Source organism: Kitasatospora sp. Root107 (genome assembly GCF_001424875.1).
Lineage (GTDB): Bacteria > Actinomycetota > Actinomycetes > Streptomycetales > Streptomycetaceae > Kitasatospora.
Map to the genome: position 1 here is coordinate 105,592 of NZ_LMCT01000014.1, position 24,164 is coordinate 129,755.

Sequence of the window (24,164 nt, forward strand, 5' to 3'; positions counted from 1 at the left end):
CCTGCTGCGGAGGGGGCGGGTCACGGTTTGGTGCTGGGCTTGTTGCTCTGGCCCGGGGCGGAGCTCGGCTTGCCGTGGCCGGCGACGGGGGTCGCTGCGGCGGTCGGACCGGCCGACGTGCTCGAAGCAGACCCTGCCGTCGGGGTCGCGGGGGCTGCGGCGCCGGTCGGGTTCGGGGTGGTCCTGGCGGCGTTGGCGGGGGCGGTCCGGGTCGCGGAGGGTGTGCCGCTGGCCGTGGAGGGTTCTGGCGCGGGGTCGGGATCAGCAGCCGGGGGGCTGGGCATGGCGGCGGCCGGCTGCTGGTCGGGGAGCAGCGGGGAGTGGACGGTCGGGCCGCCGAGCAGGGTGCTCAGCAGCAGCAGTACGTAGGCGGCGGCGGGAACGACAAGTACCCAGCCGAGCCGGCGTACCCGACGCTGGCGGCGGCCGGAGGTGTCGACGAAGACCGGACTCGGATCACCGTGGTGCTCGAGGCCCGGTGCACCGGCATCCGGCGGGCCCTGGGGCAGGCCTGGGATCGGCCTGGTGTCCTCGTGGACGGTGCCGGAGTGTCGGGTCATCGGGACAGCCTCTGTGGTGTCGGTTCGGCGGGCGGGGTGCTGGGACGGCCGCTCGGGTGCTCGCTCGGCTCCGGCGGGTGGGTGGCGCCCGGGTTCGACTGCCGGTTGTCGGGCGTCTGCCTGCCGGGGTGCGTCGGGGTGGCGCCGCGCGAGTGCTCCGCGGGCCGGCCGGTGGGTCCGCCCGACTGGGCAGGGTCGGACGGCAGGGCGGCTGCGGAGGGGTGCCCGGTCGCTCCCGGGGATGCCTCGGCGGGGCCGAACGCACTGTCCCCGGAAGCCGGGGAGGACACCGGAGCGGATGCCGGGGCGGGCACCGGGGTGCGGGAGACCGGGTCCGGGTCGAGAACGGACGGCAGCAGCCCGGTGCCCGCCGCGACGGCCACGCCGCCGAGCACTGCGGCCAGCCCGACGGCGGCCTTGACGCCGAGCAGCTGGGCAAGCACGGACGCGGTCATCCTTCGCTTCCGGGACGCAGGGACGGGTGCGAGGCGGGCAGCCCGAAACGCGGCCAGGACCGCCTGCTCGCCGGGCTGCCCGCCGCTCGCAGCGAGGACGGCTGCGGCGGCGAGCAGCTCGGCGAGTGCGTCATGACCGCCCGCGATCTCGCCCTCGGCGCCGCCGAGCAGCAGCTCGGCGGTGATCTGGTCGATCCGGCGGAACCTTTTGGTGCTCATCTCAAGTTCTTCAGCGTCGGAGCCGCCGCCGGTGTCACGCCGGGACCGGAAATTTCTTCGGACGCCCTCTCCGGCATCTCCGGCCGGGGTGCGACATGACCGGGGGGTCACGGCGTTAAGTGAGCATGGACCGCATATCGAAGACGAGCCCGGCGCCCGGTGGGCCGCTGGACTTCATGGAGTTCGCTGCGGTGAGGGGGCGTCATCTGGTCAGAACGGCCTACCTGCTGACGGGCGGTGACGCCCACCTCGCCGAGGACCTGACCCAGGAGGCTCTCGCCCGGCTGTTCTCGCGGTGGCGCAAGGTGTCCCGGCTGGAGAATCCGGCCGGGTACGCACAGACCGTTCTGGTCAACACGTTCCTGTCGTACCGACGCCGTCGCAGCAGCTCGGAGCAGGTGACCGACAGCGGGGCCTTCGCCGAGAGCGGGGTCAGTGAGCCCGATCTCTCGTTGCGGGTGACCATGCTGCAGGCGCTGGGCCGGCTGGCCCCGCAGGACCGGGCCGTGCTGGTGCTCAGGTTCTGGGAGGACCGCAGCGTGGAGGAGACCGCTGCGGCGCTCCGGGTCAGTTCGAGCGCCGTCCGTTCGCGCAGTGGCCGGGCGCTGACCCGGCTGCGCGCCCTGCTGGGTGACGAGCTCGCCGAGCTGCTCGTCCGCTGATCGACAGTCCCCCCGTCCCCCTTGTCACCGAGGAAGGCTCTGCCATGCCCTTTGAGGAAGACTTCACCCGCACGCTGCGGCAAGCGGCCGACCTGGCGCCCGATCCGCAGATGAGCCAACTGGCCATCGGCGCGGCCGGCCGGGGCCGGCAGCTCAGGTACCGTCGCCGGGCCCGACTGCTCGGCGGCACCGCCGCCCTGGCGGCGGTCGGACTGGCCGCCACCAGCTTCCTGCCGGGCGGCGTCACCCTGCAGCCGAGCGCGCTCCCGTCGGAGAACATCTCCGGCGCCTTCATGGAACGGACCGTCGCTTCCCTGCTGCCGCCGGGACAGGTCACCGAGCTGAAGGGCTTCGGGACCAACGACATGTCGCACGGCGGGCCGGGCGTCTCCTTCCTGTTCGACGACGGCAAGGGCACGGGCCAGGTCAGCCTGAGCACCGACCGGATGGCCCTGCCGATCGACCAGGACACCATGGGGACCGAGTGCCTCGCCCTGGACCTGTCCGAGGGGTGCACCCGCACGGTGCTCCCGGACGGCAGCATCCTGGTGGTGATGAAGGCGCGCGAGCAGCAGCCGAAGGGTGCCAGGAAGTCGATCGTGATCGCCACCGCCCCCACCGGCCGGCAGGTCCGGCTCGACGCGTTCAACACCGTGCACGGCAGCCTGCCCCTGCGGGACGAACCGTCGCTCACCGTCGAGCAGTCGACAGCGGTGGTGACCAGCGAGGCCTGGGCTCCGCTGTTCGACCAGCTGACCGTCCCGGGCTCCGGCAGGCCCACCGCACCCGGCCCGGCACCCGCGAAGATCCTGACCACCATCGAGGCCCTGCTGCCCTCGGGCGCCAGGCTCGAACGCCCTGCGGTCGAGCAGCGCCCGAGTGGCAGGGCCGACTTCAAGGTCACCCTGGACGGGCACACCAGCGGGCTGGTCGTCATCGTCATGCCGAAGTGGGAGGGGCAGCGGGAGATGTTCGAGACGACCACCCCGGACGGCTTCAGCATCACGACCGGTGAGCGCGGGATGACCAAGGGCGGTAGCGGCCCGGCGGTCTTCTGGGACGTGGACGTCCTCCACCCCGACGGGACCCGGGTGCTGATCTCCGAGAGCAACATCGATGCCAACGGACCACAGCCGCTGGCAGGCGCGGAGGCCCTGACCATGGATCAGCTCCAGGCCATCGCCGCCAACCCGGCCTGGCGGAACTGACGGGCCGACACTCTGCTCACGGGTGGGCCACCAGGCCGCCCGTGAGCAGCCACTGTGACGGTGATCACGCTCGGATTGCCCAACCCGCAGCGCATCTGAACGCGTGTTCCCCAAGGGAACAGTGTGACGATCGACCACGAAGCGGGGGCAGACTGTGCGGATCCGACCGAGCGGGCCGAGGGCGGCAGCGGCATTCGGGCGGATCCGTCGGTGGGCCAGAGGCCGCGCCCGGCCGCGGCTGGTCCAGCTACGCCCGGACTACCCGCGCCGGGGCCGGCGCGGGTTACGCCGCTGGCTGCCGTCCTGGCGGCAGCTGCTCACGACGGCGCTGCTCGGCGCGGCCGCCCTCACCGGCACTGCCGCCTGGATGTACGCGCACACCGTGATCCCGAGCGACCTGAACGCCTTCGCCACCCAGCAGAACAACGTCTACTTCTGGGCCGACGGCACCGAGTTGGCCCGCACCGGTCTGGTGAACCGTCAGGAGATCCCGCTGACGGAGGTGCCCGAGCCGGTCCGGTGGGCGGTGCTGTCCGCCGAGAACGCGGACTTCTACTCGGACCCGGGCATCTCGGCGAAGGGCATCGGCCGGGCCCTGGTCCAGCTGGGCACCGGGGGCGACACCCAGGGCGGCTCCACCATCACCCAGCAGTACGTCAAGAACATCTACCTACGGCAGGACCGGACCTTCGCGCGCAAGATCGACGAGGTCTTCCTGGCCGTCAAACTGGACCGGCAGCTGAGCAAGGACGACATCCTGGCCGGCTACCTGAACACCAGCTGGTTCGGCCGGGGCAGCTACGGGATCGAGCGCGGCGCGAGCGCCTACTACGGCAAGCACGCCTCCGAGTTGAACGCCAGCGAGGGTGCCTTCCTGGCCGCCGCGCTGAAGGGCGCAGGCCTGTACGACCCGGCGATCAGCGCCGAGAACCACCGGCGGGCCGTCGAGCGCTGGTCCTGGACGCTCGACCGGATGGTGGAGACCGGCCACCTGTCCGCCGAGGAACGCGGCCGGTACACCGAGTTCCCCGAGCCGCAGAGCCCGCCGAAGCCGACCGGCCTGAGCGGCCAGACCGGCTACCTGGTGGAGCTGGCCAGGGCGTACGTCGAGAGCAACAGCGACCTGACGGCAGCCCAACTCGACCTGGGCGGCCACCAGATCCACACCACCTTCGAGCGGTCGAGGACGGCCGCGCTCGGCCGGGCCGTCGAACAGGAGGGCCGACGGCTGGACGCCGAGCACCGCCCGGCCGACAAGGACGTCCGGGTGGGCGCGGCCAGCGTCGCCTCCGACGGGCGGATCCTCGCCCTCTACGGCGGCCCGGACTACCTCAAGCAGGGCTTCAACAACGCCAACACCTCCAACGTGCCGGCCGGTTCGGCCTTCACCCCGTTCGTCTACGCCGCCGGACTCGACCACGGCGTGCAGCTCCGGCGGGGCGCCGCCCGCGTCCCGGTCTCCCCGACCACCTCCTACGACGGCAACGACGGCATCAGCGTGATGACGCCCGAAGGGCCGTACTGGGGGCGGAACGGCCGGATCGTGACCGCCGTCAACGACGGCAGGCGCTCGTACGGGAAGATCGGCCTGCGCACCGCTGTCGAGCAGTCCGTCAACGGGCCGCTGACCCAGCTCGGCATGGACGTCGGCCTGGACGTGGTGCGTCGCACCGCCCTCGATCTCGGCCTGCTGCCCGCCAGCCTCGGCGAGGCCGTGCCGGCCTTCGCCCTGGGCAACTCCAGGCCGAGCGCGATCCGGATGGCCGCCGCGTACACCGCCTTCGCCGACGACGGCCGCCGTACCGACCCGTACTCGGTGACCCGGGTCACCCGTGGCGGAGCGCCGGTGAAGCTGCGGCTGCCCGCCTCCGCACAGGCGCTGCGCCCGGAGGTGGCCCGCCAGGTCGACGAGGCGCTCGAAGGGGCGGTCAAGGGCGGCACCGCCGGTGCGGCCCGCGCGGCCGGGCCACAGGCGGCGGCGAAGACCGGTACCACCCCGGACCGCACGGCCGGCTGGTTCGTCGGCTACTCGGGCCGGGTGTCCACGGCCGTCGCGGTGTTCCGGATGGACCCGAAGACGATGGAGCTCTCCCCACTGGAGGGCCTGGCCGGAGCGGAGCCGGCCACGCCGGACTGGTCCTACCCGGCCGAGATCTGGAAGACGTACGCGGCCTCGCGGTGAACCGGGTTGCCGTGAACCGGGTTGCCGTGAACCAGGTTGCCAGGATGCCTACTTGAGGAAGGTCGCCCAGTCCGGAGACTGCGCCGGGTCCAGCTGTCGCAGCTGCTCGAGCACCTTCGGGTCCTGGGCGTCCAGCCACTCCGCCAGCTGGCGGAAGGACACGCAGCGCACACCGTCGCGCCGGCACACGGACTTCACCACGTCCTCGACGGCCTGCATGTAGATGCCGCCGTTCCAGGTCTCGAAGTGGTTGCCGATGAACATCGGGGCCCGGCTGCCGTTGTAGACCCGCTCGAAGCCGTTGAGGTAGCCGTCGCGGGTCTCCTTCAGCCAGCCGGGGTACTTGCGCGGGTCACCCTCGGTGGAGCCGCCGGACTGGTTGGCAAGGAAGTTGAAGTCCATGGACAGCACCTGGACCGGGCGCCCCGGATAGGGCAGCAGTTGCAGCGGGAAGTTCCAGATGCCGTCCTTGCGGCCCGGCCAGACCTGGAACTCGCCGGGCGAGCTGGCGTCGTAGCGCCAGCCGTACGCCTTGGCGGCGGCCAGCAGGTTCTTCTGCCCCTCCAGGCACGGGGCGCGGCCGCCGGCCAGCTCCTTGCGGAAGTCGAAGGGCAGCGGCGGGAGATCCTTGAAGCCGGTGTTGGTCTTCCAGTCCGCCACGAAGGCGTACGCCTGGTCGATCTCGGACCGCCACTCCTCGACGCTCCAGTCGCCGCCGCCCTTGGTCTCGCAGAAGTGCCCGTTGAAGTGGGTGCCGATCTCGTGGCCCTCCCGCCAGGCCTCGCCGACCTCGTGCAGCGTCTCCTTGACGTGGTCGTCCGTGGGGAAGGAGATGGCGGCGGCGCCCTGGGCGTGCTGCGGAGGACGGTAGAGCGCGCGCTTGGCATTGGGCACCAGGTAGATACTGGTCAGGAAGAAGGTCATCTGCGCGTTGTTCTCCCGGGCCACCCGGCGGAAGCGGGAGAACAGGTGGTCGTCGTTCTCCAGCGCGCCGTCCCAGGAGAACACCACGAACTGCGGCGGCTTCTGACCGGGCGCCAACTTCTCCGCCGGAGCCTGTCCCGGCTGCGGTCCGGTGTCGGACATCGAACCGTCACCGATCACCCGGACCTGGCCGTCCCAGGAGGGTTTCGGGCTCGGCGTGGGTCCGGCGGGTGGCGGTGCCTGCGGACTCCCGGTGGTGGCCGTCCCCGCGGTCGCCGTTCCTGTGGTCTGCGTTCCTGCGGTCCGCTCCGGTGCGGTGCAGCCGACCGTGACCGCGGTGAGCACAACGGCCACCGCCCCCGCCGTGAGCCGGCCCCCCTGCCCGCCACGCCTGATCCCCGTCATCGCCATCGGCCCCGCCCCCGGAACATGTCGCTCGTGAACTGACGATCATTCAGTATGCCAGTCCGAACGTATGCGGAATTCCTCGCTCCCCCTGCGGGTCGGCCGGGTGGGGCGGACAGTGGAGGTATGGCTCTTCCGAACTACGGGGTCGCGATCGGTAGCTTGCACGACTTCACCCGCGACCCGATACACGACTTCGGCCAGTGGTACCACGGGCACCTGTTCCTGCAGACCCCCGTCGGCGTCTACCAGTCCGCGCTCGACGTGGACGCGCCCGGCAGCGTGGGGGTCAGCTACCGGCTCGTGGACGACCTGCGCAGCGCCGACATCGCCGCCCTCCGGGTCCGCCCGGACGGCTTCCACCCACTCCTGTCCACGCCCACCTCCGGGGCCCTCGACTACGTCCGCAGCCCGCTGCTGCGCAACCGCCTCTGGTTCGAGTGGCTCTCCGCCGCGACCGTACGGGCCCACCGGGTGATCGCCCCGCACCCACCCGGCAGCCCGATGTTCGGCCCCGATCTGGCCGACAGCCTGGCCGAGTTGACGCTACGGCTGCGCCGCCGGATCACCGGCGTCGAACGGCTCGACTGGCTCCGGCCGCACCTGCGGTTCTTCCCCTGGGTCTCCAGCGACGGCGACAACGCCCTGGACGTGCTGGTCCCGCACCTCGAGGCCGCCTCCCGGATCTACGTGTTCGGCCAGAGCTTCACCACCGGCCTGGGCGTGCACGACGTCCACCTCAACCAGGGCGACCCGCCGGGCAGCCAGTGGTACCTCACCAACGGCACCTGGCAGGACGGCGCGGTGATCTGCGAGCGCCCCGACGGCCAAGTCGTGGTCTGGCAGATCAAGTTCAACACCCAGAGCCTCAACACCGACACGGCCGGGCACCCCCGCTGACCGAGCGCAGCGCCGCGGCCCCGCTACGTGACCGGACGAGTGGGGTCAGGAGAGCAGGCCGTCGTAGTCCGGCAGCTTGAAGGTCTGCTCGGCGTGGCCGCCGTTCAGGTCGGTCCAGTTGTTGCCGACGCTGGCGATGACCGTGTAGCCCTCGCCCTCGACCTTGATCCGCTGCTCGGTCTTGTACTGCTGGACCGGCTTGAAGAGGTCGCACAGGTCGCGCCCGCGCAGCTCGTCCACGGTGTAGCCGGCCTTCTCCAGGCTGTACCGGGTGACCGGCGCGATGAAGTCCACCCTCGCGGTGACGAAGATGACCGCGACCCCGTGCGCGTGTGCGTACTGCGCCAGCTCCACGACCGGCGCCATGCCCGGCATCGTGAACGGGTGGAAGTGCGTGGCGAGGGTGGTGTTGTCGATGTCGAACACGATCGCGGGCTTCTCGCCCGTGGACCGCTCCGTGCGCTGTTCGACGTACGCGCGGGCCGGCGCGATCGCGGCGCTGACATCGGCCAGCCACTGCGCCTCGGTCACCGCAGCGCCGATCGCCGGGGTGGTGGCCGGGACCTGTGCCGGGATGGCGGTCGCGGGGGCGGCAACCGCCGGGACGGCGAGGCCGGTGGAGATCGCGGCCGTCAGGGCCGCGGCGGCAACGATCTTTACCCTGGTACTCATATCGGGGACGTGGCCTTTCGTCTGATGGACCGTCAGTCACAGACCGCGCCCGCACCGGCCTAAAACTAGAGTCCGTAGTTTTACCTGGGCGAGAACGTACACTAGTTGACACCGTCGACCAATACCCGGGGGTAACAAGAAGCAGGCGAGAGGACGAATTCAGATGGGCAGGCCGCCACGGCCACTGCTGACCCGGGACCGGATCATGCGAGCCGCGCTCGCACTGGTCGACGAGGAGGGCACCAGCTCACTCGCCGCCACCCGGATCGCCGCCCGACTGGGCGTCAAGGGACCGTCGCTCTACAACCACGTCTCCAGCCGGGACGAGATCATCGACGGCATCGGCGACCTGATCGTGGCCGAGATGGACCTCGACCCGACCGTCCGCCCGTGGACCGCCGCCCTGGACAGCTGGGCCCGCTCGTACCGCTCCGCACTCGCCGCCCACCCGAACATGGTGCCGCTGCTGGCCGGCCGGCCGACCCGGTCCGTCGCCGCCCTGCAGGGTTACGCCTGCACGTTCGCCGTACTGCGGGAGGCCGGCTGGCCGGAGGAGCTCGTGCTCCCGGTCGTCCAGGCCGTCGAGTACCTCCTGATCGGCTCGGCGCTCCACCTCGACCGCCCGCACGCCGCGAGCTGGACGCCCGAAACCCTGCCGCCCGGGCTCGAACCGCTGCTCAACGCCCCGTCCGACTTCCGCGAGCAGGCCTTCGAAACCGGCCTCGCCGCCCTGATCCGCAGCTTCCAGGAGACCCTGAACGACATCCAGGGCCGTCACGGCACCTGACCCGGAGGTCACGGTCGCTGATCGTCCTCCTGGTCCGGATCCGATGGCCGGGGTGGCCAGGTGTCGCCGTCGCGGCGGTGGTCGAACACCTCGAGTTCGGTGGCCAGCACATCGAAGTGCAGCAGCGGTGCCCACAGCCGGCGTTCGCCGATGACGTAGAGGCGGCGCTTGGCACGACTGGCGGCGACGTTGAGCAGGTGCGGGGTGCGGGCAGCCCACTCCCGTGCTCCGGGCCGCCCGCCACCGAGGAGCAGGATGACCACGTCCGCTTCCTTGCCCTGCGCCTTGTGGACGGTGGCGCAGCGTTCGTCCAGGAGGGTGTCGGTCCAGCCGCCCCGGGTGCGGCAGATGCTTCTGGCCTCGGCGACGAGGGCGCGGAACGGAGCGATGATCCGCAGGCGTTCGAGGTCGACCCCCTGGCGGTCGAGCTGGTCGAGGACGAACCCGAAGGCGCCGCGGTCCCGGTCGCCCCAAGGCGCGTCGGACGGGCGGGCGGCGTCCTCGGTGTCGAGCCAGCGGCTGGGCAGCAGTCCGTCGCGTTCGGCGTCGGGGAACGGCTGTGGGTGGGTGCCGTAGACCATCAGGCCGTCGTACGCGACTTCGTTGCTGACGGTGAACATCGGTTCCTGGCAGCGGCGGTGGACACGAAGCGGTGAGCCGACCCAGACGTACTCGTCGCCGCCACCGCCGGGTGCGGGCAGGTAGGTGCCGTAGCGGTTGACCCGGTCGGCGACGGCCTGGGCGGAGGTGGCGGAGGGCAGCCACTCCTCGTCGACTCCGTGTGCGCGCAGCAGGCGGTGCTGCAGAGCGGCGGGCATGGTGACGACCGGTTCGAGTTGCAGGGGATCCCCGACCAGGACGGCCCGGCGGGCGCGCCACAGTGCTCCGACGGCGGCCTGCGGGGTGGCCTGGCCGGCTTCGTCGACGAGGACCCAGCCGATCGACTCGCGGCCGAGACGGGCGAACATGCTGCCGATGGAGGAGAAGGTGGTGGAGATGACCGGGACCAGCAGGAAGAGGGTCTGCCAGGCCCGTTGGACCTCTTCGTCGGGTACCGGCCCGTTGCTGCCCGCCATCAGCTCCATCAGGACCTGGAGGTTGCCGCGCACCTTCTTGGCGGCTCCGGCGACGAACGCGCGGTGCAGGTCGAGCGCGCGCATGAACAGGTCGCTGCGGGCCGTGTTCCAGTCCTCGTCCGACCAGGGCGAGCCGAGTTCCTGGTCGCGTTCGTCCAGGTGCAGCCAGTCGAGCGGGAGGGCCGGAAGTTCGGTGGCGGCCTCGCGCAGCAGGCGCTGACGGCTGTTCAGCTCGGTGACGGCCGCGTCGACGGCACGTCGGGCGGCGTCCTCCTCGCGGCGGCTCCGGAGCAGGGCGGAGTGCGCTGCGGTCTCCTGGGCGCGGGCGGCCTCCTCCCGGGAGCGCGCGGTGGCGAGGTCGGCGGCGACGTCGGCCAAAGCCGTGACGCACTGCCCGTGCAGGTCGATGGCCAGGGCCTCCGTCCGGACCCGGCGGGCGACGTCGGCGAGCGCGGCGGCCAGCTCGGCGCGGTACCCGACCAGCATCCGCAGGATCTCGTCCTGGGAGCGCTCGCGCTGCTGCTCGGCCGCCTGCCGTTCGGCGGCGGTCTGCAGGAACCGGCGCAGCCCGCCGCGCAGGCCGTTCTCGACGACTGCGGGCGCCTCGTGGCGGGCGGTCGCAGCGTCCACCAACTCCCGCTGCTGACCGGCCAGTTCACGTGCCACGGAGAGGTCCGCGCGGGCGGCGGCCAGCGCCTGGCGGGCCAACGGGACCCGCTCACCCACGGCGCGGTGCGCTGCCTGCGTGGTTGCGGTCACCGCACCGGCCGAGGCGGTGGCGGCCACGGTCGAGCGCAGCCGGATCTCCGCGGCAGCGACCCGTTCGCCGCAGCGCTGGACCGCGGCCCGCAGCGCCTCCACCTGCTGCCCGGCGCGCGGCGACTCCACATCCGCCAGCGCTGCGGCCAGTTCGGTACGCCGGGTGCGCAGGCGCTCGACCTCGGCCCGCGCCGCGCGGAACGCGGCGACGGCCTGCGGCCAGGACGGCACCGCCTCGACCGATCCGACCGGTCCGGACGGCGGAGCCGTGCCGACCACCGTGGGGGCGGCGGAAGTTCGGCGGCCGCGCGCGGCGCCGGCCGCCGCCGGGATCCGGGGTGGGATCCAGTCGCTCAGCACGGCCTGCATACCGCGCAGCGGCGCCGACCCGGCAGCCGCGCGGACGGCGGTCTCCTTGTCGGGCAGCCGGCCCCACCAGAAGCGATCCCCGAACTCCCTGCGGTTGGACTTGTTCCCGAGCACCGCCGCCACCAGGCCCCAGGCCGGTGCGCCCTTGAGCAGGGCGGAGGCGAGGTCGGCGAAGTGGTCGGCGTCGGTGCGCCAGGTGGCGGCGAGCGCGTCGGCGCCCGGCAGTTCGGCGGTGATGTTCTCGACCGCGCCGTTGTTGGAGGAGGTGACCACGATCTCGAAGCCGGTCAGTCTCGGATCGAGCGCCGAGACGAACCGAGGGTGGGCGCCCTGCCGGTCCCTGCCCACCCACGGGCGACCGGTGAACGCGTCCTCCGGCCGGTCGAAGTCGGCCAGCACGGTGGCCCGTTCGACCACCAGCGCGGCGACCAGGTCCCGCAGCATCGTGGTCTTTCCGGTCCCGGGCGGGCCGTTGACGGAGAACAGTCCACCCCGGCCGCCGTCGAGGTCGGCGAGCATCCGGTTCACCGCGAACTGCTGACTGAGCGCCAGCGGGTGCTCGGCCTTGGCCGGCCACCGTCCGGCGGGCACCAGCGCGGGGCCGACACCGGCCAGCACCACGGCACGTTCCTCTCGGAGGTTCGTGCGCCGGGCCGTGTCGATGGCGTCGTACGAGGTCAGATAGGAGTCCAGGGCAGGGCCCAGACCCTCGCCGAGTGCTCCACGGACGCGGGCCAGGTCCGGCGGGAGAAGGCTGTTGAGGAACGGCTGCGCAGCGGTGACCTGCGCCTTGGGGTCCTTGGGCCGGTGAACCAGCAGACTGCGGACCCGGATGGTGGTCGGGTCGAGGTGGCGCTGGACGCCGCACAGGTCGGCGATCTGGGCGGTCAGCGCCACCAGGTCGGCGAACGCCAGGGGGCGAGGTCCGGCACCGGGCCCCTGGTCGCCGGGCTGCTCGACGGTCGGCCGGTCTCCGGGTTCCGGTGGGATGCCGGGCGGCGCCATGGCCGGCTGGTCGTCCCGGGCGGCGCGGCGGGCTGCCGCCCAGTCGGCTGCGCGGCGAATCAGCGGTTCGGCTGCTCCCTGCAGGGCGGCACCGGCCACCTCACCGAACAGGGCGCCGACCGCGCCGACGGCGGCTCCGCCGAGGATCTCGGCGAGCAGCTGCTGCCAGCCCGCCGCTGCGGACGCACCGTCCGCACCCTGTTCCGCCGCCGGCTGCCGGTCACCCACGGACGGGCGGACGCCGGGCTCGGCGCCCCCCGTGGGGACGCCGTAGGCGATCGGGATCGCGGTCAACTCGTCGACGGCCAGCGCGAACGCCTCGCTCAGCTCCTCGAAGCCGTCCAGCCAGCCGGGCGTGGAGGGTCCCGGATCGAAGAGGCGGCCCGTCGCCCAAGCGCACGCGGACACCACCGAGGTGTCCTCGATCAGGTGCCCGCGCTCGTCCAGGACCAGGGCGAACATGGCGCTCTGCCCGTTCAGCACCAGTTCCTCGGCCGGCACTCCAGGATCCGGGTCCGTGCCCTCCGGCAGCACCGCGATCATGGCCTGACGCAGCTGCTCCAGCTCGAAGATCCCGCCGTACACCTCGTGGCGCCACATCATCCCGCGCGGCGCCCGGTGTGCGGCGGTCACCGGGTTCGTCTCCGCCCACGGCAGCAGCGGCCGACTCCGGCCGGCGGCCGGGGTCAGGTCGCAGACCTGCTCGGTGGCGGCCCCGGCCCGGGCCGCCCGGGCGCGCGACGCCTTCGGGATGGTGGGCGGGCTGAACAGTTCGATGGCCCGCCAGCACTCCAGCAGGGCCTGCTGCCTCCGGCTCTCGCCACTTGCGGTCCGCACCACTGCCCCCGTGTCGAACGTGCGGCCCGCAGCCGCTTCGTGTGCCGATCAGATGCGCCCGGCGAATCTACCGGACCATCAGACCGGCAGTGCACCGACCGGAAGTGTCGGGCCACCCCCTTACGGTGTCCGGATGACCCCTGAGACGCAGCCCGTGAACTCGCCGCAGGATCTGCTGGAGCGGTGGATCGGCGACCTGCCGCACCAACTGCTGCTCCTGGAGCAGGTGTTGCTTCCCGGAGCCATCACCTTCGACTACTCCCCCGGGTCGCTGGACGCCCTGGAGCGGCAGCTGTTGGAGCGGCACGACGCCGAGCAGCACCGGGAGTTGACCGAGGCCGCGACGGCCTATCTCGGCGAGGTCCTGCTCGGTGTCGCGGGCGGCGCCTGGGGCTGGCACACCCGGCCGGTCGGCGAGCGGCCGGGGCAGCCGGTGGTCCGGCCGGACCAGGAGCTGGAACTCTCGCCCGTCGCACCGATGTTGCTGATCTCGTACGCCCTCCGGGTCCGCACCGGGACGGCCTTCGCCGAGGAGGTCGAGCGGCTGCGGCAGGCCGTTGCGGAGCGGCGGCACGAGGTGCCGGGCTGGGAGCCGGTCAAGGAGCACACGCCGGGGGTGGACCCCGGCGTGCCGCTGCCGGAGCACCCTGCACTGACAGCCTGGCTGGCCGAGCGGCGGGAGGCCCTCTCCGCCTGGGCCGGGGACGCGTTCGGTGGGGCGTGGCGGTGGAACCTCCACCCCGAGACCCTGGACTGGCTGGAGACCGTGCTGCGCCAACGGTTCGCCACGGCACAGGAGTTCGACGCCGCGCGGGAGGAACCGTTCGTCCAGGGCGCCGGCTGGTACCTGGGCGAGGTCATCCGGCGGAACAGGGGGGCGGTGTGGCAGTACGTCCCGGCGCCCGGCTCGTCACTGGAGAGTGGGTGGACCGGGGTGCCGTTCGTGGACCAGCCGGCGAAACGGGGCGGCGGCGCGGCGGTCCCGTCGGTCTGTCTGCGCGAACTGTTCGACGGGGAGCGGAAGGACAGCCTGCGGGACCTGCTGTCCTGGTTCCGGCCCACCTCGTACGCTCACGTGGGGGCGCTGCTCCAGCGGCTGGACATGGTCTCCCGGGAGAAGGTGGACAGCGTCCTGACGGACTACGCCGACTTCGCGCACAACGACCTGCCGCCGAACGAGGTGGCTGACGCGCTCCAGGCGTTCGGGGTGGCGATCTCGGCCCACGCGGACGACGTCGACGATCTCGAGGAGAGCTACGCGGGCATCCTGGCGGCGGCCGCAGAACTCACCGACGGCGCGGTGAGCATCACCGACGTCCGGCTGCGCGCGGACGAGGAGTACGACGAGGTCCTGGAGTTCGCCCGCAACGGCGTCCTGGTGACCCAGCCGACCGAGCACCAGTCGGACGAGTACCTCGACCACCTGGCGATCGTGGAGTTCATCGGCCACGTCGATCCCGATCCCGGCACCGACCCGCGCCGGTTCCACATGGTCGACTTCGTGCGGCAGCCGAACGGCGTCTACGAGACCTATTTCGTCTTCGCCACGCCCGAGCAGGCCGCCGGGCTGGCGCGTGAACTCGGCGTGGAGCTGCACTGACCGGCCCGGGGCTGGCCGAGATGGCACAGAGTGTGGTCTATTAGGGGAACTTGGTTCCCTATCGCTCTGGAGCGCCGCGCCATGGACAAGGTGTTCGATCTCTTCCGGCTTTCCGAGGAGCACGAGATGCTCCGGGAGGCGGTGCGGTCGCTGGCGGAGGCGAAGATCGCTCCGTTCGCGGCGGAGGTGGACGAGCAGGGCCGGTTCCCGCAGGAGGCGCTGGACGCGCTSCAGGCCAACGACCTGCAYGCGGTGCACGTGCCGGAGGTGTACGGCGGTGCGGGTGCGGACGCGCTGGCGACCGTSATCGTGATCGAGGAGATCGCGCGGGTGTGCGCCTCGTCCTCGCTGATCCCGGCSGTCAACAAGCTGGGTTCRCTGCCGGTGCAGCTGTCCGGCTCGGAGGAGCTGAAGGCGAAGTACCTGGGCGCGCTGGCCCGCGGCGAGGGCATGTTCTCGTACTGCCTCTCCGAGCCGGACGCSGGTTCGGACGCGGCGGGSATGAAGACCCGCGCGGTGCGCGACGGTGACTTCTGGGTSCTCAACGGCGTGAAGCGCTGGATCACCAACGCGGGTGTCTCGGAGTTCTACACGGTGCTCGCCGTCACCGACCCGGAGCTGCGCACGAAGGGCATCTCGGCGTTCGTGGTGGAGAAGGGCGATGCGGGCGTCTCGTTCGGCGCGCCGGAGAAGAAGCTCGGCATCAAGGGCTCGCCGACCCGCGAGGTCTACTTCGACAAYGTCCGGATCCCGGCGRRCCGGATGATCGGCGCGGAGGGCACCGGCTTCGCCACCGCGATGAAGACCCTGGACCACACYCGGGTCACCATCGCCGCGCAGGCGGTGGGCATCGCCCAGGGCGCGCTGGACTACGCCAAGGGCTACGTCCAGGAGCGYAAGCAGTTCGGCAAGCCGATCGGCGACTTCCAGGGYGTGCAGTTCATGCTCGCCGACATGGCGATGAAGCTGGAGGCGGCCCGCCAGCTCACCTACGCCGCCGCCGCCAAGTCCCAGCGCACCGACGCCGACCTGACGTTCTTCGGTGCCGCCGCCAAGTGCTTCGCCTCCGACGCCGCGATGGAGATCACCGTCGACGCCGTCCAGCTGCTCGGYGGTTACGGCTACACCCGTGACTACCCGCTGGAGCGGATGATGCGCGACGCCAAGATCACCCAGATCTACGAGGGCACCAACCAGATCCAGCGCATCGTGATGTCCCGCAACCTCCCGTAGCGTCAGCTGCCGTACAGGACCCCGTCGGTGTGACCGGCGGGGTCCTCGCGCATCCCGATCCGGCGGGCCGGGATGCCGGCCCAGATCTCGTTCGGGCCGGTGGAGGTGGTGAGGACGGCGTTGGCGCCGACGATGGTGCCCGCGCCGACGGTGAGGACGCCGCTCTTGCAGACGATCTTGGCGCCCGCGCAGACCAGCACGCCGTCCTCCAGCACGACCCGGCGCATCGCGCTCTGCTCCTGCGGCACCCACGGGTCGGCCCGGCCGATGGTGACGCCGTTGTAGAGGGTGACGTCGGCGCCGAGGGTGGTGTACGGGTGCAGCACGGTGCCGAAGCCGCGGTGGAAGACCCGCAGGCCCGGCCCGATCTCGGCGGCGGCCGGCACCTCCATCCCGTACAGCGCGAGGGCCTCCTGCACCAGGCGGCCCAACAGGCGGCTGCGGCGGCGGTAGATGAGTGCGGTCACCAGCGACATGCTGCACAGTGTGACGCCTCCGGCACTGACGGTGGGTCAGTGGCGCGAAAATGTCCTGGTGCTGTCACAGCGGGGCGTGGGCGGTAACCCGGCAGGGCCGGCGCTACGTGTGCAGGGTTGACCTTGTCTTTCGTATCGGGGGAACCTGCCATGAACGCTCGCCGCCTGCCCGTCGCCACCGCCGTCCTCGCCATCGCCGTGCTGGGCCTGACCGCCTGCGGGCCGAAGGAGGCGGCACCCGCCACCGTGCCCTCGCTGACCGCCACCGCCACCGCCACCGCGACCGCCAGTGCCACCGCCACGCCCACCGCCTCCGCGAAGCCCTCCGCTCCGGCGGCCTCGAAGAGCGCGACCAAAGCGGGTGCCACCCCGGCGGACTGCAAGGCCAACGCGGCCCAGGTCGGCCGGGTGATCGAGGCCGCCGAGGTCGGGTACGCCACGCATGTCTGGATGAAGGCCAAGGAGACCAAGTTCGTCTGCGGCCCGGACGTCCCGGGGGAGAGCTACTTCGAGGGGACCGGGGCGGTGAAGGTGTTCGAGTTCAGCAATGACGTCAAGACCTACGTGCTCGCCGACCTGAAGGAGAAGCAGCTCCCGCTGAACGACTTCATGGCCCGTGCGGAGCTCTGCCTGACGAACCGGACCGCGGTGCAGCCGCCGTACAACTGCTACGGCAACCAGTTCGCCGTCACGGTGGACTCGGCCGGCAAGATCAGCACGATCCACCAGATGTTCCGCCCCTGAGCTCAGGACGGTGCGGGCACCGGCCGGTCGTTCTGGATCTGCTCGAACAGCTGCTTGGAGGCGTTCGGGGCCCAGAGGATCGAGGACCCGGCCGGGGTCTGGTAGTTCTCGTCGGCGATCGGCACCGTGACGGTCCGGCCGTCGGAGCCCGCCACCTTGTCCATCTGCAGCCCGAACTGCGCCAGCGTCCAGAGCGAGCTGCCCTGGTCCACCGTCATGGCACCGAGGGCGGCGCTCAGGAACGGGTACAGGACGAACGGGTTGAGCAGGGTGGACGGGCTGAGCACCTCCTCGGCCAGCGCCTGCAGGAAGGCCTGCTGGTTGGCGATCCGGCTCAGGTCGGAGTCGGGCAGCGAGTAGCGGGTGCGGACCAGTTGGAGGGCCTGGGTGCCGTTCAGGGTCTGGCAGCCGGCCGGCAGGTCCGCGCCCGACTTCGCGTCGACCACCGGCTCGTCCAGGCACATGGACACGCCGCCGAGGGAGTCGACGATGCTCACGATGCCGGTGAATCCGACCTCGACGTAGTGGTCGATCCGGATGCCGGTGTTCTGCTCCACGGTCTGCACCAGCAGCTGCGGGCCGCCCTGGGCGTAGGCCGCGTTGATCTTGTTCTTGCCGTGCCCCGGGATCGGCACGTAGCTGTCGCGCGGGATGCTCATCAGCACCGGGCCGTTGTCGCCCCGGTGCAGCACCATGACGGTGTCGGTGTTGATCCCCGACTCGCCGCCGACGTGCAGGTCCTGCTCCTGCTGCTCGGTCAGCCCGGCCCGGCTGTCCGAGCCGACCAGCAGCCAGTTGGTGCCGGGCCCGTCACCCGGGCGGCCGGACCAGTCGGCGATCGCGTCCACGTGCCGGATCTTCCGGTCGGCCCAGACGTAGGTGCCGACCGCGCCACCGACCAGGGCCAGCACCAGCAGCCCGACGGTCCAGCGGACGACCCGCCACCAGTTCCGGCGCCGCCCGGGCGGCTTGGCGGCCGGGGCCCCGCGCGGGTTCAGCGAGGGTGGCAGCGGGGGTTCGGAGCCGTACGTCCCCGGGGTGCCGCCGGACCGGCCAGTGCTGCTCATGCTTCCAGAGTGGGCGAGCGGCGCCCGGACGGCCGCCCCGTGTGGGCCGTCCGGGGGAACAGGTCTGACGATTGCTCAGATCTGACGCTACTTCACGTCGGGCACCGCACTGTCGCTCTTGAAGGCGTCGAAGACCTGCTTGGCCTTGGCGGTGTCCCACTTCACCGCGGACTCGCCGGTGGGGGTACGGAAGTCGGGGTTGGCGATCGGCACGGTCATCGACTTCCCCTCGCCGCCGGAGACCGAGCGCATCGCCAGGAAGAGCGAGCCGAGGTCGCTGAGCCCGGCGTCGTCGTCCACGATCAGGGTGCCCAGGCCCGAGCTGACCATCGGGTAGAAGGTGAACGGGTTCAGCAGGGTGCCCGGCGAGGCGGCCTGGTTGGCCAGCGCGGAGAGGAACTTCTGCTGGTTGCGCATCCGGCCCAGGTCCTGGTCGGCCATCTGGTGCCGCTGCCGGACGAAGGCCAGCGACTCCTTGCCGCTCAGCGACTGGCAGCCCGCCTTGAGGTTGAGCCCCGAGTCCTTGTCGGCGATCGGCTTGTCGATGCACATGTCCACGCCGCCGACCGAGTCCACGATGCCGACGAAACCGGCGAAGCCGATCTCGGCGTAGTGGTCGATCCGGATACCGGTGTTGTGCTCGACGGTCTGCACCAGCAGCTTGCCGCCGCCGGTGTTGAAGGCCGCGTTGATCTTCGTGGTGGCGGCCGGGACGGTCTTGCCGCTCCCGTTCGTGTTGGGGTGCGCCGGGATCTGCACCCAGGAGTCGCGCGGGATGCTCATCAGGGTGTTCCCGTTGTCCCCGATGTGCAGCAGCATCATCGAGTCGCTGCGCTTGCCCACGGCGGAGCCGGTGTGCAGCGCATCCTCGTCGGCATCGGACAGACCCTGCCGGCTGTCCGAGCCGACGATCAGCCAGTTGGTGCCCTTCCCGGCGGCCGGTCTGCCGTCGTACGAGACCAGCACGTTCTCGTGGTTGAGCTGGGAACCGGCCCAGAAGTAGGTGCCGACGGCGGTCACCATCAGCGCCGCCAGCGTGCCGTAGATGCCGTACTTGATCTTCCGGCTGCGCGGCCAGCGCGCGTTGCCCGGGCGCGGTGCGGCAGGCGGTGCGGCAGGCGGTGCGCCGGGCGGAGCGGTGGGCGGCTGCGGCGGACCGGGCGGTATCGGTGCGCCGGGGGTACGCAGCGGGGCGCCCGGGCCACGGGGGTTGAGCTCCGGCGGCAGGCCCGGCTGAGGGCCGTTGGCCTGCGCCGGTACGGGCTGTGCGACCGGAGCCGCCGGCGCCTGCGGGGGCGCGGCCGGGCGGCGGGGCGCCGGAGCGCCGGGGCCGCGCGGGTTCAGCCCGGGCGGCAGCGGGGGCTCGTCCCGGTACGGGTTCGGCCCGCCCTCGGAGCCGTACGACCCGTACGCGCCGCCGCCACTACCGCCGCCCGGGCGGTCCTCCTGCCACGTGTTCATGTGGGAGAGGATGCCCGAAACCGCGGCCGCGCAGTGCAGTGGGGTCTCCCACCAGGGCCCTTGTAGCAGAGTTGATGCACGTCCCGGACCGGTCGGCCGTATGTTCACGGGGTGGAACGAACCTTGACCCGTTCGAACGCCGCGTGGTCCCATGACGGCCATGGAGCAGCAACGGATTCTCACGCGGAGGCGGCACGTCGACCTGCTGCGCGTGTCCTGCTCCCTCTGTAGTGGCTGACCGCTCGCCACCTCTGCTCCCTCCCCTTTCTCGCGCACCGTCGCGCGGTCAGCCCTGCCCGCTTCCACACCCCTGGGGTGCCTCATGGCCACCGTCCTGTCCGTTTCCGGCTCGCCCTCCGCCACCTCCCGCACCACCCGCCTGCTACGCCACGTCGACGCCCGGCTGACCGGGCACGGCCACCGGGTGATCCCGCTGGAGGTGCGCAGCCTGCCGCCGGCCGCGCTGCTCTCCGCCGACACCAGCGACCCCCGACTCGCCCGCGCCATCGAGCTGTTCGCCGAGGCGGACGGCGTGGTGATCGGCACCCCGGTCTACAAGGCCGCGTACTCGGGACTGCTGAAGACCCTGCTGGACGTGCTGCCGCAGTACGCGCTCGCCGGAAAGACGGTGCTGCCGCTGGCCACCGGCGGCTCGACCGCGCACGTGCTGGCGGTGGACTACGCGCTGCGCCCGGTGCTCTCCTCGATGGGGGCCGGGCACATCACCCAGGGCTGGTTCGTGCTGGACCGTCACATCAGCACCCGGGAGGACGGCTCGACGCTGATCGAGCGGGAGGCCGAGGCCCAGCTCACGCCGGTGGTGGACGCCTTCGCGACCGCGCTGGTCCGGCAGGGCGAGCCGGTACTGATCGGCTGACCCCTGAGACGTTTGGCGGGAACCCCTAGGGGGAGGGGGCCCGCAGCCCGTACATCGGTCGTTGGTCGGCTTCCTCCCGGCGGATGACGATCTGTTCGGACGGCGCTCCTAACGTGGTTCTTACCTCGCCACTCCACTCAGCACCACCTGGAGGGTGGGGGTAGCCCCAGGAAGAAGACGGCAGACCACACCATGTCCCAGGACGGGTGCGCTGCGGGAACCTGGGGCCGACGGGTGGACCACAAACGAGGAGACTCCAGTGACGACGGCAGCCAGCGCCGTGAAGGACCAGCAGCTTTCCGGTGGCCCCGAGGCCCCGGCCGCGGCCGCGCGGCAGGTGACCAAGGCGTACGGCGCGGGGGAGACCCGGGTCACCGCCCTCGACGCCGTGGACGTGGACATCCACCGTGGCCGGTTCACCGCGATCATGGGGCCCTCGGGCTCGGGCAAGTCCACCCTGATGCACTGCCTGGCCGGGCTCGACACCGTCTCGGAGGGCCGGATCTGGATCGGTGACACCGAGATCACCGGCCTGAAGGACCGTCAGCTCACCAAGTTGCGCCGGGACAAGATCGGCTTCATCTTCCAGTCCTTCAACCTGCTCCCCACGCTGAACGCGCTGGAGAACATCACGCTCCCGATGGACATCGCCGGCCGCAAGCCCGACGCCGCATGGCTGGACACGGTGGTCTCCACCGTCGGCCTGGCCGACCGCCTCAAGCACCGGCCGACCCAGCTCTCCGGCGGCCAGCAGCAGCGCGTCGCGGTGGCCAGGGCGCTGGCCGCCCGCCCCGAGATCATCTTCGGCGACGAGCCCACCGGCAACCTCGACTCCCGCTCCGGCTCCGAGGTGCTCACCTTCCTCCGCCGCTCGGTCGACGAGCTGGGCCAGACCATCGTGATGGTCACCCACGACCCGGTCGCCGCCTCCTACGCCGACCGCGTGCTGTTCCTGGCGGACGGCCGCCTGGTGGACGAGATGCACGCCCCGACCGCCGACTCCGTCCTCGAGCGCATGCGTCGCTTCGACGGCAAGCGCACCAGCTGAGACGGGGTCAGAAACCAATGCTGCTCAAGACGTCACTACGGAGCTTCTTCGCCCACAAGGGGCGGATGGCGCTCTCGCTCATCGCTGTGGTCCTCTCGGTCGCGTTCGTCTCCGGCACCCTGGTGTTCTCCAACACCGCGACCGCCACCTTCGACAAGCTCTTCGCCACCACCGCCTCCGACATCTCGGTCCGGCAGGCCGTCCCCGAGGCAAACGACGACGAACAGGGCGGCGACGGCGAGCGCGGCAAGCCCCGCACCGTCCCGGTCGAGACCGAGCAGAAGATCGCCGCACTGCCGGGCGTGAAGTCGGTGCGGGGTGAGGTCTCGGTCCAGAACGCGGTGCTGACCAACCCGCTCACCAACAAGGTCGTCGGCCCGACCTCCGGTGCCCCGACCATCACCGGCTCCTGGCACGACAACCAGAACATGCTGAAGATCACCTCGGGCAAGGCACCGGCCGGCACCGGCCAGATCATGCTGGACGCCGACACGGCCAAGAAGGCCGGCCTGGGGATCGGCAGCAAGCTGCGGGCGATCACCGCCAACGGCGATCACGACTTCACCATCTCCGGCATCGCCACCTTCCAGACCACCAACCCCGGTGCGGCGCTGGCCTTCATGGACTTGCCGACCGCTCAGAACTACCTGCTGGGCAAGACCGCGCTCAGCTCGGTCGAGGTGACGGGCGACGGTTCGAAGAGCAACGGGGAGCTGAAGGCCGCCGCGCTGGCCACGCTCGGCGACGGGTACAAGGTGCTCACCGCCGAGGAGCAGAAGGCCGAAGGCAAGGCCGACATGGGCTTCCTCGACTACATGAAGTACGCGATGCTCGGCTTCGCCGGGATCTCGTTGCTGGTCGGCGGCTTCCTGATCATCAACACCTTCTCGATGCTGGTCGCCCAGCGCACCCGGGAGATCGGCCTGCTGCGGGCCATCGGCGGCAGCCGCAGCCAGGTCAACCGCTCGGTGCTGATCGAGGCGCTGATCCTCGGTGTGCTCGGCTCCACCCTCGGCCTGCTGGCCGGGATCGGCCTGGCCATCGGCCTGATCCAGCTGATGAAGGCGACCGGGATGAACCTGTCCTCCGCCGACCTGGAGATCGGTGCCAGCGTGCCGATCGCCTCGTACGCGGTGGGCGTGGTGATCACCGTGCTGGCCGCCTGGATCCCGGCCCGCCGGGCCTCCCGGATCTCGCCGATGGCCGCCCTGCGTGACCACGGCACGCCTGCCGAGGCCAGGGCCAACCGGATCCGGGCCGCGATCGGGGTGCTGCTCACCGCCGGTGGCGCGGCGCTGCTGGCCGCGGCTGCGGGCGCCTCGACCGCGTCCTCCGGTGGCCAACTGCTGGGTCTGGGTGTGGTGTTGAGCCTGGTCGGCCTGGTGGTGATCGGTCCGCTGCTGTCCACCTCCGTGATCCGGGTGCTCGGGGCGGCACTGCCCGCACTGTTCGGCCCCTCCGGCAAGCTGGCGCAGCGCAACGCCACCCGTAACCCGCGTCGTACCGGTGCCACCGCCGCCGCGCTGATGATCGGCCTGGCGCTGGTCACCGGAGCCTCGGTGGTCACCTCCTCGATGGTCTCCTCGGCCAACGAGCAGATCGACCAGTCCGTGGGCGCCGACTACGTGGTCGCCTCCAGGACGAACGCCGACCTCACCCCGGCGATGGTGACGGCGGCCCAGGGCACCCAGGGCCTCAAGCACCTGACGCTGCAGAAGTCACTCCCGGTCGAGTACCTCACCCCCGACGGCAAGCGCAGCAAGGAGCACCTGGCTGCCGCCACGAAGACCTTCGTCGACGACTTCAGGATCCCGGTCGAGTCCGGTTCGGCGCAGGCCGCGTTCGAGGTCGGCGGGGTGGCGGTCGGCAGCGAGTTCGCCAAGGAGCACAGCCTCAGGACGGGCGACCGGATCACCGCCGACTACGGCCAGGGCCACACCCAGCAGCTCACGGTCGGGCTGATCATCAAGGCCAACAGCGACATGTTCCAGGGGACTTTCGCCAACCTGGAGACGGTCACCAAGGCCGTCCCGGTGGCGGAGCAGCCGGCTGACAAGGCGATGTTCGCCGTGGTCGCCGACGGCGCCGACCCGGCGAAGGTGCTGGCCGCGCTGGAGGACTCCCTCAAGGCGTACCCGCAGCTGATGATCACCGACAAGGCGGGCTACAAGGAGATCATCCAGAGCCAGGTCAACACCCTGCTCTACATGGTCTACGGCCTGCTCGGCCTGGCGATCGTGGTCGCGGTCCTGGGCGTGGTCAACACCCTCGCCCTCTCGGTGGTCGAGCGGACCAGGGAGATCGGTCTGCTCCGCGCGATCGGCCTGTCCCGCCGTCAGCTCCGCCGGATGATCCGCCTGGAGTCCGTGGTGATCGCCATCTTCGGCGCACTGCTCGGCACCGGCCTCGGCCTCGCCTGGGGCATCACCTCCCAGCAGGTGCTGGCGGACTCGGGGGTCGCCCTGCTGACCGTCCCGGTCACCACCATCGTGGTGATCCTGCTCGCCTCCGCCGTGATCGGCCTGCTGGCCGCCCTCCTCCCGGCCTTCCGGGCCGGCCGGATGAACGTCCTGGCGGCCATCGCCACCGACTGACGCACCGCCAGGCAGTACGAGGGAGGGGCCGCCCACGGGGGTGC

The 24,164-nt window shown here is 71.5% G+C and carries 19 protein-coding genes; 11 read left to right on the plus strand and 8 right to left on the minus strand.

Features of this window, described 5'->3' with window-relative positions; genetic code table 11:
- Positions 1-20: 20 nt before the first annotated feature.
- Positions 21-560, minus strand: coding sequence for a hypothetical protein (locus ASC99_RS15875; protein WP_057232528.1), 540 nt, complete (start codon positions 558-560; stop codon positions 21-23).
- Positions 557-1,234 carry a hypothetical protein gene (locus ASC99_RS15880; protein ID WP_057232530.1) on the minus strand — a complete coding sequence of 226 codons (678 nt, stop codon included), beginning with the start codon at positions 1,232-1,234 and terminating at the stop codon, positions 557-559. The genes ASC99_RS15875 and ASC99_RS15880 overlap by 4 nt, the downstream gene beginning before the upstream one ends.
- A gap of 125 nt (positions 1,235-1,359) precedes the next feature.
- On the opposite strand from ASC99_RS15880, the gene ASC99_RS15885 reads away from it, so the two are divergent.
- The 3 genes from ASC99_RS15885 (at position 1,360) to ASC99_RS15895 (ending at position 5,286) form a co-directional block, all read left to right on the plus strand.
- On the plus strand, positions 1,360-1,896 hold the full coding sequence (locus tag ASC99_RS15885; protein ID WP_057232531.1) for a SigE family RNA polymerase sigma factor: 537 nt from the start codon (positions 1,360-1,362) through the stop codon (positions 1,894-1,896).
- Between the two features lie 44 nt (positions 1,897-1,940).
- A complete protein-coding gene (locus ASC99_RS15890) occupies positions 1,941-3,104 on the plus strand; it encodes a hypothetical protein (protein ID WP_057232532.1) in 1,164 nt (387 codons plus the stop codon).
- 154 nt (positions 3,105-3,258) lie between these two features.
- Positions 3,259-5,286, plus strand: a complete 2,028-nt coding sequence (locus tag ASC99_RS15895; RefSeq protein ID WP_057232533.1) for a transglycosylase domain-containing protein — start codon at positions 3,259-3,261, stop codon at positions 5,284-5,286.
- A gap of 48 nt (positions 5,287-5,334) precedes the next feature.
- Here the strand turns inward: ASC99_RS15895 and ASC99_RS15900 are convergent, their stop codons facing one another.
- Complete coding sequence (locus tag ASC99_RS15900; protein ID WP_369824242.1) at positions 5,335-6,564, minus strand: hypothetical protein; 1,230 nt, start codon at positions 6,562-6,564, stop codon at positions 5,335-5,337.
- 177 nt (positions 6,565-6,741) lie between these two features.
- Between ASC99_RS15900 and ASC99_RS15905 the strand changes: the two genes are divergently transcribed.
- On the plus strand, positions 6,742-7,515 hold the full coding sequence (locus ASC99_RS15905; RefSeq protein ID WP_057232534.1) for a DUF2278 family protein: 774 nt from the start codon (positions 6,742-6,744) through the stop codon (positions 7,513-7,515).
- A gap of 45 nt (positions 7,516-7,560) precedes the next feature.
- Here the strand turns inward: ASC99_RS15905 and ASC99_RS15910 are convergent, their stop codons facing one another.
- Complete coding sequence (locus ASC99_RS15910) at positions 7,561-8,187, minus strand: HAD family acid phosphatase (RefSeq protein WP_057232535.1); 627 nt, start codon at positions 8,185-8,187, stop codon at positions 7,561-7,563.
- Positions 8,188-8,350: 163 nt separating this feature from the next.
- Here ASC99_RS15910 and ASC99_RS15915 point away from each other — a divergent pair, with 163 nt between their 5' ends.
- On the plus strand, positions 8,351-8,974 hold the full coding sequence (locus tag ASC99_RS15915) for a TetR/AcrR family transcriptional regulator C-terminal domain-containing protein (protein WP_057232536.1): 624 nt from the start codon (positions 8,351-8,353) through the stop codon (positions 8,972-8,974).
- 8 nt (positions 8,975-8,982) lie between these two features.
- On the opposite strand, the gene ASC99_RS15920 is transcribed toward ASC99_RS15915, so the two are convergent.
- Entirely contained in the window at positions 8,983-13,020 is a 4,038-nt protein-coding gene (locus ASC99_RS15920) for a DEAD/DEAH box helicase (RefSeq protein ID WP_157531565.1), read from the minus strand.
- 133 nt (positions 13,021-13,153) lie between these two features.
- On the opposite strand from ASC99_RS15920, the gene ASC99_RS37250 reads away from it, so the two are divergent.
- Together ASC99_RS37250 and ASC99_RS15930 are read left to right on the plus strand one after the other, a co-directional pair.
- Complete coding sequence (locus ASC99_RS37250; protein WP_057241068.1) at positions 13,154-14,620, plus strand: hypothetical protein; 1,467 nt, start codon at positions 13,154-13,156, stop codon at positions 14,618-14,620.
- 81 nt (positions 14,621-14,701) lie between these two features.
- Positions 14,702-15,853, plus strand: coding sequence for an acyl-CoA dehydrogenase family protein (locus ASC99_RS15930; RefSeq protein ID WP_057232539.1), 1,152 nt, complete (start codon positions 14,702-14,704; stop codon positions 15,851-15,853).
- A 2-nt stretch (positions 15,854-15,855) separates the two neighbouring features.
- On the opposite strand, the gene ASC99_RS15935 is transcribed toward ASC99_RS15930, so the two are convergent.
- A complete protein-coding gene (locus ASC99_RS15935) occupies positions 15,856-16,329 on the minus strand; it encodes a hypothetical protein (protein ID WP_057232541.1) in 474 nt (157 codons plus the stop codon).
- Between the two features lie 150 nt (positions 16,330-16,479).
- Here ASC99_RS15935 and ASC99_RS38585 point away from each other — a divergent pair, with 150 nt between their 5' ends.
- Positions 16,480-17,073 (plus strand): hypothetical protein, encoded by a 594-nt coding sequence (locus tag ASC99_RS38585; RefSeq protein WP_057232542.1) that lies wholly within the window; start codon positions 16,480-16,482, stop codon positions 17,071-17,073.
- A 2-nt stretch (positions 17,074-17,075) separates the two neighbouring features.
- Here the strand turns inward: ASC99_RS38585 and ASC99_RS15945 are convergent, their stop codons facing one another.
- The gene (locus ASC99_RS15945) at positions 17,076-18,140 is read right to left on the minus strand and encodes an LCP family protein (RefSeq protein ID WP_082598365.1); all 1,065 of its coding nucleotides are present in this window, start codon (positions 18,138-18,140) and stop codon (positions 17,076-17,078) included.
- 87 nt (positions 18,141-18,227) lie between these two features.
- On the minus strand, positions 18,228-19,601 hold the full coding sequence (locus ASC99_RS15950) for an LCP family protein (protein WP_057232543.1): 1,374 nt from the start codon (positions 19,599-19,601) through the stop codon (positions 18,228-18,230).
- 322 nt (positions 19,602-19,923) lie between these two features.
- Here ASC99_RS15950 and ssuE point away from each other — a divergent pair, with 322 nt between their 5' ends.
- From ssuE to ASC99_RS15965, 3 genes are all read left to right on the plus strand, one after another.
- Positions 19,924-20,478, plus strand: coding sequence for an NADPH-dependent FMN reductase (gene ssuE / locus ASC99_RS15955; RefSeq protein WP_057232544.1), 555 nt, complete (start codon positions 19,924-19,926; stop codon positions 20,476-20,478).
- 259 nt (positions 20,479-20,737) lie between these two features.
- Positions 20,738-21,526, plus strand: a complete 789-nt coding sequence (locus ASC99_RS15960; protein ID WP_057232546.1) for an ABC transporter ATP-binding protein — start codon at positions 20,738-20,740, stop codon at positions 21,524-21,526.
- A gap of 17 nt (positions 21,527-21,543) precedes the next feature.
- Entirely contained in the window at positions 21,544-24,120 is a 2,577-nt protein-coding gene (locus ASC99_RS15965; protein WP_057232548.1) for an ABC transporter permease, read from the plus strand.
- Positions 24,121-24,164: the final 44 nt, after the last annotated feature.